The organism is Pseudomonas sp. RtIB026, from assembly GCF_016861355.2.
Taxonomy (GTDB): domain Bacteria; phylum Pseudomonadota; class Gammaproteobacteria; order Pseudomonadales; family Pseudomonadaceae; genus Aquipseudomonas; species Aquipseudomonas peradeniyensis.
Genome location: NZ_AP023348.2, coordinates 641,787 through 656,379, shown reverse-complemented (window position 1 = coordinate 656,379; position 14,593 = coordinate 641,787). Strand labels below are relative to the sequence as shown.

At 61.2% G+C, this 14,593-nt stretch carries 14 protein-coding genes; 11 read left to right on the top strand and 3 right to left on the bottom strand.

Annotation, left to right across the window (positions count from 1 at the left end; translation table 11 throughout):
• The 3 genes from recF to dnaA are packed head-to-tail and all read right to left on the bottom strand — an operon-like array spanning nucleotide 1 to nucleotide 3,790.
• Complete coding sequence (gene recF, locus PRtIB026_RS02950; protein ID WP_028690032.1) at nucleotides 1-1,104, bottom strand: DNA replication/repair protein RecF; 1,104 nt, start codon at nucleotides 1,102-1,104, stop codon at nucleotides 1-3.
• A gap of 15 nt (nucleotides 1,105-1,119) precedes the next feature.
• Nucleotides 1,120-2,223 carry a DNA polymerase III subunit beta gene (gene dnaN, locus PRtIB026_RS02945; protein WP_050707605.1) on the bottom strand — a complete coding sequence of 368 codons (1,104 nt, stop codon included), beginning with the start codon at nucleotides 2,221-2,223 and terminating at the stop codon, nucleotides 1,120-1,122.
• Between the two features lie 40 nt (nucleotides 2,224-2,263).
• The gene (gene dnaA, locus PRtIB026_RS02940; protein WP_203649266.1) at nucleotides 2,264-3,790 is read right to left on the bottom strand and encodes a chromosomal replication initiator protein DnaA; all 1,527 of its coding nucleotides are present in this window, start codon (nucleotides 3,788-3,790) and stop codon (nucleotides 2,264-2,266) included.
• 581 nt (nucleotides 3,791-4,371) lie between these two features.
• On the opposite strand from dnaA, the gene rpmH reads away from it, so the two are divergent.
• From rpmH to atpB, 11 genes are all read left to right on the top strand, one after another.
• Nucleotides 4,372-4,506: a 50S ribosomal protein L34 gene (gene rpmH / locus PRtIB026_RS02935; protein ID WP_003253163.1), complete on the top strand. Its 135-nt coding sequence runs from the start codon at nucleotides 4,372-4,374 to the stop codon at nucleotides 4,504-4,506.
• A 13-nt stretch (nucleotides 4,507-4,519) separates the two neighbouring features.
• The gene (rnpA, locus tag PRtIB026_RS02930; RefSeq protein WP_011536515.1) at nucleotides 4,520-4,921 is read left to right on the top strand and encodes a ribonuclease P protein component; all 402 of its coding nucleotides are present in this window, start codon (nucleotides 4,520-4,522) and stop codon (nucleotides 4,919-4,921) included.
• The gene (gene yidD, locus PRtIB026_RS02925) at nucleotides 4,914-5,159 is read left to right on the top strand and encodes a membrane protein insertion efficiency factor YidD (RefSeq protein ID WP_011536514.1); all 246 of its coding nucleotides are present in this window, start codon (nucleotides 4,914-4,916) and stop codon (nucleotides 5,157-5,159) included. Before rnpA ends, yidD begins: the two co-directional genes overlap by 8 nt.
• A gap of 2 nt (nucleotides 5,160-5,161) precedes the next feature.
• Nucleotides 5,162-6,844 (top strand): membrane protein insertase YidC, encoded by a 1,683-nt coding sequence (gene yidC, locus PRtIB026_RS02920; RefSeq protein ID WP_267813545.1) that lies wholly within the window; start codon nucleotides 5,162-5,164, stop codon nucleotides 6,842-6,844.
• A gap of 87 nt (nucleotides 6,845-6,931) precedes the next feature.
• A complete protein-coding gene (mnmE, locus tag PRtIB026_RS02915) occupies nucleotides 6,932-8,302 on the top strand; it encodes a tRNA uridine-5-carboxymethylaminomethyl(34) synthesis GTPase MnmE (RefSeq protein WP_232855431.1) in 1,371 nt (456 codons plus the stop codon).
• Nucleotides 8,303-8,868: 566 nt separating this feature from the next.
• Entirely contained in the window at nucleotides 8,869-10,761 is a 1,893-nt protein-coding gene (mnmG, locus tag PRtIB026_RS02910) for a tRNA uridine-5-carboxymethylaminomethyl(34) synthesis enzyme MnmG (protein WP_203649274.1), read from the top strand.
• Nucleotides 10,758-11,408: a 16S rRNA (guanine(527)-N(7))-methyltransferase RsmG gene (gene rsmG, locus PRtIB026_RS02905; protein WP_203649276.1), complete on the top strand. Its 651-nt coding sequence runs from the start codon at nucleotides 10,758-10,760 to the stop codon at nucleotides 11,406-11,408. The genes mnmG and rsmG overlap by 4 nt, the downstream gene beginning before the upstream one ends.
• An 18-nt stretch (nucleotides 11,409-11,426) precedes the next feature.
• Complete coding sequence (locus PRtIB026_RS02900) at nucleotides 11,427-12,218, top strand: ParA family protein (protein ID WP_011536509.1); 792 nt, start codon at nucleotides 11,427-11,429, stop codon at nucleotides 12,216-12,218.
• A gap of 9 nt (nucleotides 12,219-12,227) precedes the next feature.
• A complete protein-coding gene (locus tag PRtIB026_RS02895; protein ID WP_110736140.1) occupies nucleotides 12,228-13,100 on the top strand; it encodes a ParB/RepB/Spo0J family partition protein in 873 nt (290 codons plus the stop codon).
• A gap of 149 nt (nucleotides 13,101-13,249) precedes the next feature.
• A complete protein-coding gene (locus PRtIB026_RS02890; protein ID WP_008092225.1) occupies nucleotides 13,250-13,657 on the top strand; it encodes a F0F1 ATP synthase subunit I in 408 nt (135 codons plus the stop codon).
• Nucleotides 13,658-13,673: 16 nt separating this feature from the next.
• A complete protein-coding gene (atpB, locus tag PRtIB026_RS02885) occupies nucleotides 13,674-14,543 on the top strand; it encodes a F0F1 ATP synthase subunit A (protein ID WP_046857652.1) in 870 nt (289 codons plus the stop codon).
• Nucleotides 14,544-14,593 lie beyond the last annotated feature (50 nt).

Sequence of the window (14,593 nt, the reverse complement as noted above, 5' to 3'; positions counted from 1 at the left end):
TCACTCCCGATGGTCGTGGGTCTGGGTGATACGGCCTTGTTCCACGTGGAACAAGGCGACTGGCGTTTCCGTCTGCCAGCCTTCCCTCAGAAATTCGTGGTCTACACAGGTGATGAACACCTGGCAGTTCAATTCTTCAAGCAAGCGGCACAGGGCGCGGCGGTGCTGCTCGTCCAACTCGGACGGCAGGTCATCCACCAGATAAATACACTGACCGCGACGAACCTGGCTGACCAGATGTCCCTGGGCAATGCGCAGGGCACAGACCACCAGCTTCTGCTGCCCGCGCGAGAGGATGTCGGCCGCGTTGTTCGCGCCCAATCGCAGGCGCAGATCAGCACGCTGTGGCCCGGCCTGGGTATGGCCCATCTGCTGATCGCGAAGGAGAGAGGTTGCGAGGACTTCGTTGAGTTCCCGGTCCTTGTCCCAGCCTCGGTAGTAGCTCAGGGTCAGCCCGTCCAGTTCGACCAGCTCGCTCAGGGTACGCTCGAAGACAGGCTTCAAGGCCTTGATGTAGTTGCGACGGTATTCATCTATTTCCGCACTGGCGAGACATAACTCCCGATCCCAGGCGGCTTGCGAAACGGCATCAAGTGTACCATGCCGCAGCCATGAGTTCCGCTGCCGCAAGGCCTTCTGCAGGCGCTGCCAGGTCGCCATGAAGCGAGGTTCCACGTGGAACACGCCCCAGTCGAGAAACTGCCGGCGCACCTTGGGCGCACCTTCAAGCAGGCGGAAACTGTCCGGGTTGATCAGTTGCAGGGGCAACATCTCGGCCAGTTGCGCGGCACTGCGCGCATTCTGGCCGTCGATACGGATGGTGAAATCACCCTGCCGCTCCCGTGAAACACCCAGGTTGCTGGTACCACCTTCGGCCAGTTCGACCTGACCGAATACGGTACAGGTCGGCTGCTCGTACTGAATCACCGGGTTCAACCGGGTGCTGCGGAACGAGCGGGCGAGCCCCAGCAGGTGCACGGCTTCGAGCACGCTGGTCTTGCCACTGCCGTTGGCGCCGTAAAGGATGTTGATGCGGGGGGAGGGTGAGAGGGTCACCGGGTGCAGGTTGCGCACCGCGGTGACCGAGAGACGTCGAAGGGACATGTCGCCTGCTATGGCTTACAGACGCATCGGCATGACAACGTAGGACGAGTCGTCATTGCCGGCTTCCTGCAGCAAGGCGCTGCTGTTGGAGTCGGACAGAATCAGGCGAACCTGTTCAGTGGTCATGACACCCAGCACGTCCAGCAGGTAGCTGACGTTGAAACCGATCTCCAACGAGCTGCCGTTATAGTCGACGCTGATCTCTTCTTCCGCTTCTTCCTGCTCCGGGTTGTTGGCCTGGATCTTCAGCTGGCCGGCGGCCAGTTGCAGACGGATGCCGCGGTACTTCTCGTTGGACAGGATCGCGGTACGGCTGAACGCCTCGCGCAGCGCCTGGCGGTCACCGATCACCAGCTTGTCGCCGCCCTTGGGCAGGACGCGCTCGTAGTCCGGGAACTTGCCGTCGACCAGCTTGGAGGTGAAGGTGAACTCGCCGGTGGTGGCGCGAATGTGATGCTGGCCCAGGACGATGCTGACCATGCCTTCCGGATCGGTGAGCAGGCGCGCCAGCTCGAGGATACCCTTGCGTGGCACGATAACCTGGTGGCGCTCAGCCTGGCCGATCGGTGCCTGCATGGCGCACAGCGCCAGACGGTGGCCATCGGTGGCGACGGCGCGCAGGGTGTCGGTGGACACTTCCAGCAGCATGCCGTTGAGGTAGTAGCGCACATCCTGCTGGGCCATGGCGAAGCTGGTGCGCTCGATCAGGCGGCGCAGCTTGCTCTGTTCCAGGTTGCAGGTCAGCGAACCCGGGCCTTCTTCCACGGTCGGGAAGTCATTGGCCGGCAGGGTGGACAGGGTGAAACGGCTGCGACCAGCCTTGACCAGCAGCTTCTGCTCGTCGACCTTGATGTCGATCAGCACATCGCTGGGCAGGCTCTTGCAGATGTCCATCAGCTTGCGCGCCGGAACAGTGATCTCGCCCGGCTCCGCAGGCTCTTCCAGCTGGACGCGGCCAACCAGTTCGACTTCCAGGTCGGTACCGGTCAACGACAGCTGCTGGCCTTGCACGACCAGCAGGACGTTGGACAGGACCGGCAAGGTCTGGCGGCGCTCGACGACGCCTGCGACCAGTTGCAGGGGTTTCAACAGGGCTTCGCGTTGAATGGTGAAATGCATGGTCTAGTCCCTTGCCTTCAATTAGCTGCGCAGACGGCCATCAGGTCGTCAGCGTGCGCAGCAGGTTCTTGTAGTCCTCGCGGATGTCCGCGTCGGATTCCTTCAATTCGTTGATCTTGCGGCAGGCGTGCAGCACGGTGGTGTGGTCGCGGCCGCCGAACATGTCACCGATCTCCGGCAGACTGTGGTTGGTCAGCTCTTTCGATAACGCCATGGCCACCTGACGTGGTCGCGCAACGGAGCGCGACCGCCGCTTGGACAGCAGATCGGAGATCTTGATCTTGTAGTACTCGGCCACGGTGCGCTGGATGTTATCCACACTGACCAGCTTGTCCTGCAGCGCCAAAAGATCCTTGAGCGATTCACGGATCAGCTCGATGGTGATGTCGCGGCCCATGAAGTGCGAGTGGGCAATCACCCGCTTCAGGGCGCCTTCGAGCTCACGCACGTTGGAGCGGATACGCTGGGCGATGAAGAACGCGGCATCGTGCGGCAGCTCGACCTTGGCCTGGTCGGCCTTCTTCATCAGGATCGCCACGCGGGTTTCCAGCTCCGGCGGCTCGACGGCCACCGTCAGGCCCCAGCCGAAGCGGGACTTCAGGCGCTCTTCCAGGCCTTCGATCTCCTTCGGGTAGCGGTCGCTGGTGAGGATCACCTGCTGGCCGCCCTCGAGCAGGGCGTTGAAGGTGTGGAAAAACTCTTCCTGGGAACGCTCCTTGCGGGCGAAGAACTGGATGTCATCGATGAGCAACGCATCGACCGAACGGTAGAAGCGTTTGAATTCGTTGATCGCGTTCAGCTGCAGCGCCTTGACCATGTCGGCGACGAAACGCTCAGAATGCAGGTAGACCACCTTGGCGTTCGGGTTCTTCTTCAGCAGGTGGTTACCCACAGCGTGCATCAAGTGCGTCTTACCCAGGCCGACGCCACCATAAAGGAACAGTGGGTTGTAGCCGTGCTTGGGGTTGTCGGCAACCTGCCAGGCTGCGGCCCGGGCCAGCTGGTTCGACTTGCCTTCGACGAAGGTTTCGAAAGTGAACGTGCGGTTCAGGTAGCTGGTGTGCTTCAGGGCACCCTCGACCTGCACCGTACGCTGCTCGGTACGCCCACTGGCAACCGGAGCGGTCGCGATCTCGGCCATGCTGTCAAAGCTGTCGCGCGAAGAGGGTTCTTCGACTTCGGCAACCTGCGCCGGCTCCACCACAGGTGCAGTGACAGGCTCGAGCACCGGCGCTGCCTGCTGCACCTGCGCCTGTTGCGCAAGGGTTGCCGCGACGGCGGCACTGACAGGGGCGTTGGGAGCGGCACGGGCTGCGGAGCTGCGACGGCTGCCTATTAATAAGGAAAGGGCGGGAGCGATACCGCTGCCCTGTTCACCCAGCAGTTCGAGCAGGCGGCCAAGGTACTTTTCATTGACCCAGTCGAGCACGAAGCGGTTGGGCGCATAGACGCGCAACTCGTCGCCTTCGGCTTCGACCTGTAGCGGGCGGATCCAGGTGTTGAATTGCTGGGCAGGCAGCTCATCGCGCAGAAGCTCCACGCACTGCTGCCAAAGTTCCACTGACACGGATATCCCCTGAGTTGAAAGCCGGATGAGGCAAAAACAAACCGCCATTGTACCGGGCGGGCGGTCAGTTATCCACACGTGACGCCACCCACTATCAGGGTAAATCCGCCAAAAAACGACTCGAACACCACTCATGCACTGTTGATAAGCCCTGTGGATAACAGCGCCTGTGGGCTATGCACAACCCTGGGTTCTGATCTGTGGATAAATCAACTGTGGATAAACACCCTTTTCCCCCACAGGTTTTCCTCACCCCAGGCACAGACAGAACACCCCTTACCGACAAGGTTATGGTTTTCTGTACAGCCCGCAGTTAAAGGGCTCAAATAGGTTATCCACAGAAGGTTATCCACCTAAGATCTATAAGTTCTTCAGAAAAGCTTTTTATATGCCTCTTCTGTTTTTTTGATTTGCCCGCTTTCAGGTCAGCCAGGTCGATGTAGCACCCATCGACCTGCCTCGACCTTCCATAAGGAAAGGCTGGTTGGAAATTGACCTATCGCCTTGCTTTCTCTAGAATCGCCGATCTCTTAAAAAGGGGGCCCTTCCGGCCCGTTGTCGACCAACCCAGGTAACACGCCATGAAACGTACTTTCCAACCAAGCACCATCAAGCGCGCCCGCACCCACGGTTTCCGTGCCCGTATGGCTACCAAGAACGGCCGTGCCGTTCTGTCGCGTCGCCGTGCCAAAGGCCGTAAGCGTCTGGCCATTTGATTTTTCGGTACAGGTGGTGAGTCAGGACTTCAGTCGGGACAAGCGACTGCTTACACCCCGGCACTTCAAAGCGGTCTTCGACTCCCCAACCGGCAAGGTTCCAGGGAAAAACCTGCTTATCCTTGCCCGCGAGAACGGCCTCGATCATCCACGCCTCGGCCTGGTGATCGGCAAGAAGAGCGTCAAGCTCGCCGTTCAACGCAATCGCCTGAAACGCCTGATGCGCGATTCGTTCCGCCTGAACCAGCAAATGCTGGCTGGGCTGGATATCGTGATCGTTGCACGCAAGGGGTTGGGCGAAGTGGAAAACCCAGAATTGCACCAACACTTTGGCAAGCTCTGGAAGCGACTGGTCCGCAGTCGGCCCTCTCCAGCGGTCGCCGATTCCGCAGGGGTAGACAGTCACAATGCGTAAACTGGCCCTCGTTCCGATCCAGTTCTACCGTTATGCCATCAGTCCACTGATGGCCAGTCACTGTCGTTTCTATCCCAGCTGTTCCTGTTACGCCTATGAAGCCATCGAAAACCATGGCCTCTTGCGTGGTGGGTGGCTGGCCGTTCGTCGCCTGGGGCGTTGTCATCCGTGGAACGACGGCGGTTTCGATCCCGTTCCACCTGCTCCTTCCTCCCGAACTTCTTCGATAGCCGAGTAATCATGGATATTAAACGCACGATCCTGATCGTCGCCCTGGCAATCGTGTCCTATGTCATGGTCCTCAAGTGGAACCAGGACTATGGCCAGGCTGCCCTGCCGACTCAGAATGCTGCTGCCAGCAATGCTGCCCCGGCCCTGCCGGACACCGTGCCGGCCGGCAACTCCGGTGCAAGCGCCGATGTGCCGAGCGCCAATGCTGAATCCAGCCCTGCTGAACTGGCGCCGGTCGCGGTCAGCAAGGACCTGATCCGGATCAAGACCGATGTCCTGGACCTGGCTATCGACCCGGTCGGTGGTGACATCGTCCAGCTGAACCTGCCGAAGTACCCACGTCGCCAGGACCATCCGGACATTCCGTTCCAGCTGTTCGACAACGGCAGCGAGCGCGTGTACCTGGCCCAGAGCGGCCTGACCGGCACCAACGGCCCGGACGCCCGCTCCACGGGTCGCCCGCTGTACGCCGCCGAACAGAAGAGCTTCCAGCTTGCCGACGGTCAGGACCAACTGTCCGTCGACCTGAAGTTCAGCGAGAACGGCGTCAACTACATCAAGCGCTTCAGCCTCAAGCGCGGTGAGTACGACCTGACCGTCAGCTACCTGATCGACAACCAGAGCGGCCAGGCCTGGAGCGGCAACATGTTTGCCCAGCTCAAGCGCGACGCCAGCTCCGATCCGTCGTCGAGCACTGCCACCGGTACGGCCACCTACCTGGGCGCCGCCCTGTGGACAGCTTCCGAGCCGTACAAGAAAGTGTCGATGAAAGACATCGACAAGGGCAATTTGAAAGAAAATGTGACCGGCGGCTGGGTCGCCTGGCTGCAGCACTACTTCGTGACCGCCTGGATCCCGAGCAAGTCGGACAACAACGCCGTCCAGACCCGCAAGGACAGCCAGGGCAACTACATCATCGGCTTCACCGGCCCTGCGCTTGACGTCCCTGCCGGCGGCAAGGTCGAAACCAGCGCGATGCTGTATGCCGGTCCCAAGATCCAGTCCAAGCTCAAGGAACTGTCCCCAGGCCTGGAATTGACCGTCGACTACGGCTTCCTGTGGTTCATCGCCCAGCCGATCTTCTGGCTGCTGCAACATATCCACAGCCTGCTCGGCAACTGGGGCTGGTCGATCATTGTCCTGACCATGCTGATCAAAGGCCTGTTCTTCCCGCTGTCGGCCGCCAGCTACCGCTCGATGGCGCGCATGCGTGCCGTGGCGCCGAAACTGGCCCAGCTCAAGGAACGCTTCGGTGACGATCGCCAGAAGATGTCCCAGGCGATGATGGAGCTGTACAAGAAAGAGAAGATCAACCCGCTGGGCGGCTGCCTGCCGATCCTGGTACAGATGCCGGTGTTCCTGGCCCTGTACTGGGTACTGCTGGAAAGCGTAGAGATGCGCCAGGCACCGTGGATGCTGTGGATCACCGACCTGTCGATCAAGGATCCGTTCTTCATCCTGCCGATCATCATGGGCGCCACCATGTTCATCCAGCAGCGTCTGAACCCGACCCCGCCGGATCCGATGCAGGCCAAGGTGATGAAAATGATGCCGATCATCTTCACCTTCTTCTTCCTGTGGTTCCCGGCCGGTCTGGTGCTGTACTGGGTTGTGAACAACTGCCTGTCGATCGCACAGCAGTGGTACATCACCCGCAGCATCGAGGCAGCGACCAAGAAAGCTGCCGCTTGACGGGCAAGCCTGTTTGCCTGTGAATAAAAACGCCCCCTAGTGGGGCGTTTTTGCTATCTGACGAATTCGTTGTAGAGGCTTTCGAGCATGAACACTGTGCGTGAAACCATTGCCGCCATCGCTACCGCCCAGGGCCGCGGTGGGGTCGGCATCGTCCGCTTGTCCGGGCCGCTGGCCAGCCAGGCCGGGCAGGCCATCACCGGCCGCACGCTGACCCCGCGCCATGCCCACTACGGCCCGTTCCGCGATGCCGATGGCCTGGTCCTGGACGAAGGCATCGCGCTGTTCTTCCCCGGGCCGAACTCGTTCACTGGCGAAGACGTGCTGGAGCTGCAGGGCCACGGGGGGCCGGTGGTCATGGACATGCTGCTGCAGCGTTGCCTGCAACTGGGCTGCCGGTTGGCACGCCCGGGCGAGTTCAGCGAGCGTGCGTTCCTCAACGACAAGCTCGACCTGGCCCAGGCCGAAGCCATCGCTGACCTGATCGAAGCCAGCTCCACGCAAGCTGCCCGTAATGCCCTGCGTTCGTTGCAAGGAGCGTTCTCCAAGCGCGTGCATGGGCTGACCGAAGCGCTGATTGCCTTGCGCATCTACGTCGAGGCCGCAATTGACTTCCCTGAGGAAGAAATCGACTTCCTCGCTGACGGCCATGTGTTGCGCATGCTCGATGACGTGCGCAGCGAGTTGTCCACAGTGCAGCGTGAGGCCGGGCAGGGTGCCCTGTTGCGTGACGGCATGACGGTGGTCATCGCCGGTCGGCCGAACGCCGGCAAATCGAGCCTGCTCAACCAGCTCGCCGGACGCGAGGCGGCGATCGTCACCGATATCGCCGGCACCACCCGGGACATCCTGCGCGAACATATCCACATCGATGGCATGCCGTTGCATGTGGTCGACACCGCCGGTCTGCGCGATACCGATGACCATGTTGAAAAGATCGGGGTGGAAAGGGCGCTCAAGGCCATCGGCGAGGCTGATCGGGTGCTGCTGGTCGTCGACTCGACCGCACCGGAAGCCAGTGATCCCTTTGCGCTGTGGCCGGAATTCCTGGATCAACGACCAGATGTGGCAAAGGTCACGCTCATCCGTAACAAGGCCGACTTGAGTGGTGAACGTGTCGGCATGGAGCAGAGTGACGATGGGCATGTAACCATTACCCTGAGTGCCCGCGAAGACGACATGGGGCTGGACCTGCTACGTGACCACCTCAAGGCCTGCATGGGGTATGAACAGACCGCGGAGAGCAGCTTCAGCGCCCGTCGCCGGCACCTGGAAGCGCTGCGCCAGGCCAGTGAGCACCTGGAGCATGGTCGTGCGCAGCTGACCCTGGCTGGCGCCGGAGAGCTGTTGGCGGAGGATCTGCGCCAGGCACAGCAGGCGCTGGGTGAAATCACCGGGGCGTTCAGTTCGGACGACCTGCTTGGCAGAATTTTCTCGAGCTTCTGCATCGGCAAATAGTCCACAGCCCTTCGATAACAAGGCCGCTCCAGTCTGGAGCGGCTTTTTTTTTGCCTGTGATTCAGGTTTGTGGGAGCGGGCTTGACCCACGAACACCGGTGCAGCCGTTGCCAAATCTGTAAGCCTGCTTCGCGAGGCAAGCTCGCTCCCACGACGTCATCCACAGATTAAAGTCCTGACTCGGGAGCTCTGTGGAAAACTCGGCCTCAGCTCCGTTGATAACCGGGCTTTTTTTCTGAGGACAAACCGCCCTGTGGGTAACAGGCACATTCATCCACAGGTTAAACAGCGCTATCCAGAGCCCACAGGCCCGTTTCGACACAGGGTTTTGATTCTCTGTACATGCCGTATTCTGTGGCCTTGAAAGACTTATGCACAGACAGGATGGGCCCTAAACATAAACATAAAAACAAAGCTTTTTTAAATTTTTCCTCTTTGTTTTCTTTTGCCTGCCACTCATCCACAGCCTGCTCATTTTTTGCTCAGAAGGTTTCTTTGAAGGGCGGTAAGTCCCTATACTTGTCCGCTTACCTTCTCTATTCGCAAAAACAGGCACGAGGTGCGTGGTGGATTTCCCTTCCCGTTTTGAAGTGATCGTCATCGGCGGCGGCCATGCCGGTACCGAGGCTGCGCTTGCGTCCGCACGCATGGGTGTGAAAACCCTGCTGCTGACCCACAACGTGGAAACCCTCGGTCACATGAGTTGCAACCCGGCCATCGGCGGCATCGGCAAGAGCCACCTGGTCAAGGAAATCGATGCGCTCGGCGGCGCCATGGCGCTGGCCACCGACAAGAGCGGCATCCAGTTCCGCATCCTGAACAACCGCAAGGGCCCGGCCGTACGCGCCACCCGTGCGCAGGCCGACCGCGCCATCTACAAGGCGGTGGTGCGCGAAATCCTGGAAAACCAGCCGAACCTGTGGATATTCCAGCAGTCCTGCGATGACCTGATCGTCGAGCAGGACCAGGTCAAGGGCGTGGTCACGCAAATGGGCCTGCGCTTCTTCGCCGACTCCGTGGTCCTGACCAGCGGCACCTTCCTCGGCGGACTTATCCACATTGGTCTGCAGAACTACTCCGGTGGTCGCGCCGGCGATCCACCCGCCAACGCCCTGGCCCAGCGCATGCGTGAACTGCCGCTGCGCGTCGGCCGGCTGAAGACCGGCACGCCGCCGCGCATCGATGGCCGTTCCGTGGACTTCTCGGTGATGACCGAACAACCGGGCGACACGCCGATCCCGGTGATGTCGTTCATGGGCAATGCCGAAATGCATCCGCGCCAGGTGAGCTGCTGGATTACCCACACCAACGCCCGCACCCACGAGATCATCGCCTCGAACCTCGACCGTTCGCCGATGTACTCCGGCGTGATCGAAGGCATCGGCCCGCGCTACTGCCCGTCGATCGAGGACAAGATCCATCGCTTCGCCGACAAGGAAAGCCACCAGGTGTTCATCGAGCCGGAAGGCCTGACCACCCACGAGCTGTACCCCAACGGTATTTCCACTTCGCTGCCGTTCGACGTGCAGCTGGAGATCGTCCGCTCGATCCGCGGCATGGAAAACGCCCACATCGTCCGTCCGGGCTATGCCATCGAGTACGACTACTTCGACCCGCGCGACCTGAAGTACAGCCTCGAGACCAAGGTCATCGGCGGCCTGTTCTTCGCCGGCCAGATCAACGGCACCACCGGTTACGAAGAGGCCGGCGCCCAGGGCCTGCTGGCCGGGACCAATGCCGCGCTGCGTGCCCAGGGCCGTGAAAGCTGGTGCCCGCGCCGCGACGAGGCCTACATCGGCGTGCTGGTCGACGACCTGATCACCCTGGGGACCCAGGAGCCGTACCGCATGTTCACGTCACGTGCCGAGTACCGGTTGATCCTGCGCGAAGACAACGCCGACCTGCGCCTGACCGAGAAAGGCCGCGAACTGGGTCTGGTCGACGACCAGCGCTGGGCTGCGTTCTGCGCCAAGCGCGAAGGCATCGAGCGTGAAGAACAGCGCCTGAAGAGCACCTGGGTTCGTCCGGGTACGCCGCAGGGCCAAGCTGTTGTGGATAAGTTCGGCACGCCGCTGGCCCATGAATACAGCCTGCTCAACCTGCTCGCCCGTCCGGAAGTCGACTACGCTGGCTTGATCGAGGCGACCGGCGGTGAAGTGATCGATCCACAGGTTGCCGAGCAGGTCGAGATCAAGACCAAGTACGCCGGTTACATCGACCGCCAACAGGACGAGATCGCCCGGCTGCGCGCCAGCGAAGACACGCGCCTGCCTGTGGATATCGACTACACCACGATTTCCGGCCTGTCCAAGGAGATCCAGGGCAAGCTCGAGCAGACCCGCCCGGAGACCCTGGGCCAGGCTTCGCGCATTCCGGGTGTCACCCCGGCGGCGATTTCCCTGTTGCTGATTCACTTGAAAAAGCGCGGCGCAGGCCGCGAATTGGAGCAAAGCGCTTGAGTTCCCCGGTCACCCCGCAACACGCCGAAGAGTTGTCCACAGGTGCGCGCCAGCTTGGTGTCGAGCTGAGCGCGCAGCAGCATGAGTTGCTGCTGGGCTACCTGGCCCTGTTGATCAAATGGAACAAGGCCTACAACCTGACCGCGGTGCGCGACCCGGACGAGATGGTCTCGCGCCACCTGCTCGACAGCCTGAGTGTCATGCCGTTTATCCACAATGACACCCAGCGCTGGCTGGATGTCGGCAGCGGCGGCGGCATGCCGGGTATTCCGCTGGCCATCCTGCATCCGCACAAACAGGTGACGGTGCTGGACAGCAACGGCAAGAAGACCCGTTTCCTCACCCAGGTGAAGATGGAACTGAAACTGGACAACCTCACGGTTATCCACAGCCGGGTGGAAGAGGTCCAGCCCGAGCAGCCGTTCTGCGGGATCGTTTCCCGAGCGTTCAGCAGCATGGAGAATTTCACCAACTGGACCCGCCACCTGGGTGACGCCCGCACGCAATGGCTTGCAATGAAGGGGCTGCATCCTGCCGACGAACTGGTAGCATTGCCCGCAGACTTCACAGTGGAAAGCGAGCAGGCCCTGACCGTTCCAGGTTGCCAGGGCCAGCGCCATCTGCTGATACTGCGCCGCAAGGCATGACTGGGAACACACGCAACAATGGCTAAGGTATTCGCAATCGCGAACCAGAAGGGTGGTGTGGGCAAGACCACCACCTGCATCAATCTCGCCGCATCGCTGGCCGCGACCAAGCGTCGCGTGCTGCTGATCGACCTCGATCCACAGGGCAACGCCACCATGGGCAGCGGTGTGGATAAACACGAGCTCGAGCACTCGGTGTACGACCTGCTGATCGGGGAATGCGACCTGGCCCAGGCCATGCACTACTCCGAGCACGGCGGTTACCAGCTGTTGCCGGCCAACCGCGACCTGACCGCCGCCGAGGTGGTCCTGCTGGAAATGCAGATGAAGGAGAGCCGCCTGCGCAACGCGCTGGCGCCGATCCGCGAGAACTACGACTACATCCTCATCGACTGCCCACCGTCGCTGTCGATGCTGACGCTCAACGCCCTGGTCGCCTCCGATGGCGTGATCATCCCCATGCAGTGCGAGTACTACGCGCTGGAAGGTCTCAGCGACCTTGTGGATAACATCAAGCGCATCGCTGCCCGGTTGAACCCGGAGCTGAAGATCGAAGGCCTGCTGCGGACCATGTACGACCCGCGCCTGAGCCTGAACAACGATGTATCGGCGCAGCTCAAGGAGCACTTCGGCGACCAGTTGTACGACACGGTGATCCCGCGCAACATCCGCCTGGCCGAGGCGCCGAGCTTCGGCATGCCGGCCCTGGCCTACGACAAGCAATCCCGCGGCGCGCTCGCTTATCTGGCGCTGGCCGGGGAACTGGTTCGCCGTCAGCGCCGTCCATCACGCATTGCACAGACAACTTAAGGAATCCGCATGGCCATCAAGAAACGCGGTCTCGGACGTGGGTTGGATGCACTGCTCAGTGGTCCTTCCGTCAGCGCGCTCGAGGCGCAGGCTGTCAAGATCGACCAGAAGGAACTGCAACACCTGCCGGTCGAGCTGATCCAGCGCGGCAAGTACCAGCCGCGCCGCGACATGGATCCCGAGGCGCTGGAAGAACTGGCGCACTCGATCCGCACCCATGGCGTGATGCAACCGATCGTGGTGCGCCCGATCGGCGACAACCGCTACGAGATCATCGCCGGTGAGCGGCGCTGGCGCGCCACCCAGCAGGCCGGCCTGGACACCGTTCCGGCGATGGTGCGCGAAGTGCCCGACGAAGCCGCCATCGCCATGGCGCTGATCGAGAACATCCAGCGCGAGGACCTCAACCCGCTGGAAGAGGCGCTCGCCCTGCAGCGCCTGCAGCAGGAGTTCGAGCTGACCCAGCAGCAGGTGGCGGACGCCGTCGGCAAGTCGCGGGTAACCGTGGCCAACCTGCTGCGCCTGATCTCGCTGCCGGAGGCGATCAAGACCATGCTCGCCCACGGCGACCTGGAGATGGGCCATGCCCGCGCCTTGCTCGGCCTCGAGGAAGATCGCCAGGAAGAAGGGGCGCGTCATGTTGTCGCACGCGGGCTCACCGTGCGCCAGACCGAGGCACTGGTGCGCCAGTGGCTCAATGGCAAACCTGAGCCGGTCGAGGCGAGCAAACCTGATCCGGACATTGCCCGTCTCGAACAGCGTCTGGCAGAGCGCCTGGGCTCGGCGGTACAAATTCGCCATGGCAACAAGGGCAAAGGTCAGTTGGTTATTCGCTATAACTCCCTTGACGAGTTGCAGGGCGTGCTTGCTCACATCCGCTGAAACAATTCCTGTTGTAGCGCGCAGTCGGAAATCACTACCGAAGAGTTGAATAGGGGTTAATCCACCCCTATACTCTGCGCGCATTTTGTCGGCACAAATTATGCCAAGTCATTGCTGACTAGGCGGTCGACTTTAGAGGAGCAGTTGTGATGGAAATCCGCACGCCAAACCGCCTGCCTTTCCATCGCTGGGCGGTTTTTCCGGTACTGCTGGCTCAATTTGTCGTCCTGCTGCTGGCAACGCTGGTGTTGTGGCAGTGGAAAGGGGCGGTCAGTGGATATTCAGGCCTCTGCGGAGGGTTGATTGCCTGGCTGCCCAATGTGTATTTCGCCTGGAAGGCTTTTCGCTTCAGCGGAGCCCGGGCGGCGCAGGCCATCGTCAAGTCGTTCTACGCGGGCGAGGCAGGCAAGATGATTTTGACGGCAGTGCTGTTTGCACTGACCTTCGCAGGAGTGAAGCCATTGGCGCCGTTGGCAGTATTCGGCGTCTTCGTGCTGACCCTTTTGGTCAGCTGGTTCGCGCCCCTGCTGATGAATAAAAGACTTTCGAGACCTTAGGGCGTTTGAGGCAACCATGGCAGAAGAAACCGCTTCGGGTTATATCCAGCACCACTTGCAGAACCTGACCTACGGTCAACTACCAGACGGCAGCTGGGGCTTCGCCCATTCGGCTGCAGAAGCCAAGGCAATGGGCTTCTGGGCGTTCCACGTGGACACCCTGGGCTGGTCCGTCGCGCTGGGTCTGATCTTCCTGTTCATCTTCCGCATGGCGGCCAAGAAGGCGACTTCCGGCCAACCTGGCGGTCTGCAGAACTTCGTTGAAGTGCTGGTCGACTTCGTCAACGGCAGCGTGAAGGACTCCTTCCACGGCCGTAGCCCGGTGATCGCCCCGCTGGCACTGACCATTTTCGTCTGGGTGTTCATGATGAACGCCATCGACCTGGTGCCGGTCGACTGGATTCCGAAAGCGGCGGCCTGGATCTCCGGTGACCCGCACCTCGTCTTCCGTGCGGTGCCAACCACCGACCCGAACGCGACCCTGGCCATGGCCTTCTGCGTGTTCGCCCTGATCATCTTCTACAGCATCAAGGTCAAGGGCCTGGGTGGCTTCATCGGCGAGCTGACCCTGCACCCGTTCGGCAGCAAGAACATCTTCGTGCAGATCCTGCTGATCCCGGTCAACTTCCTGCTCGAGTTCGTCACCCTGATCGCCAAGCCGATCTCGCTGGCACTGCGTCTGTTCGGCAACATGTACGCCGGCGAGCTGGTGTTCATCCTGATCGCCGTGATGTTCGGCTCCGGCCTGCTGTGGCTGAGCGGCCTGGGTGTGGTGCTGCAGTGGGCGTGGGCTGTGTTCCACATCCTGATCATCACCCTGCAAGCTTTCATCTTCATGATGCTGACCATCGTCTACCTGTCGATGGCTCACGAAGATAACCATTAAGACCGCCTGGCGTGTCTGATAGCCTTCCCCGCCCGTTTGGGGGGAGGGCT

What these genes read in the sequence shown, in the direction of transcription:
- recF (WP_028690032.1), bottom strand. Translation starts at nt 1,104, where the DNA reads ATGTCCCTTCGACGTCTCTCGGTCACCGCGGTGCGCAACCTGCACCCG.
- dnaN (WP_050707605.1), bottom strand. Translation starts at nt 2,223, where the DNA reads ATGCATTTCACCATTCAACGCGAAGCCCTGTTGAAACCCCTGCAACTG.
- rpmH (WP_003253163.1), top strand. Translation starts at nt 4,372, where the DNA reads ATGAAACGTACTTTCCAACCAAGCACCATCAAGCGCGCCCGCACCCAC.
- yidD (WP_011536514.1), top strand. Translation starts at nt 4,914, where the DNA reads ATGCGTAAACTGGCCCTCGTTCCGATCCAGTTCTACCGTTATGCCATC.
- yidC (WP_267813545.1), top strand. Translation starts at nt 5,162, where the DNA reads ATGGATATTAAACGCACGATCCTGATCGTCGCCCTGGCAATCGTGTCC.
- mnmE (WP_232855431.1), top strand. Translation starts at nt 6,932, where the DNA reads ATGAACACTGTGCGTGAAACCATTGCCGCCATCGCTACCGCCCAGGGC.
- PRtIB026_RS02900 (WP_011536509.1), top strand. Translation starts at nt 11,427, where the DNA reads ATGGCTAAGGTATTCGCAATCGCGAACCAGAAGGGTGGTGTGGGCAAG.
- PRtIB026_RS02895 (WP_110736140.1), top strand. Translation starts at nt 12,228, where the DNA reads ATGGCCATCAAGAAACGCGGTCTCGGACGTGGGTTGGATGCACTGCTC.
- PRtIB026_RS02890 (WP_008092225.1), top strand. Translation starts at nt 13,250, where the DNA reads ATGGAAATCCGCACGCCAAACCGCCTGCCTTTCCATCGCTGGGCGGTT.
- atpB (WP_046857652.1), top strand. Translation starts at nt 13,674, where the DNA reads ATGGCAGAAGAAACCGCTTCGGGTTATATCCAGCACCACTTGCAGAAC.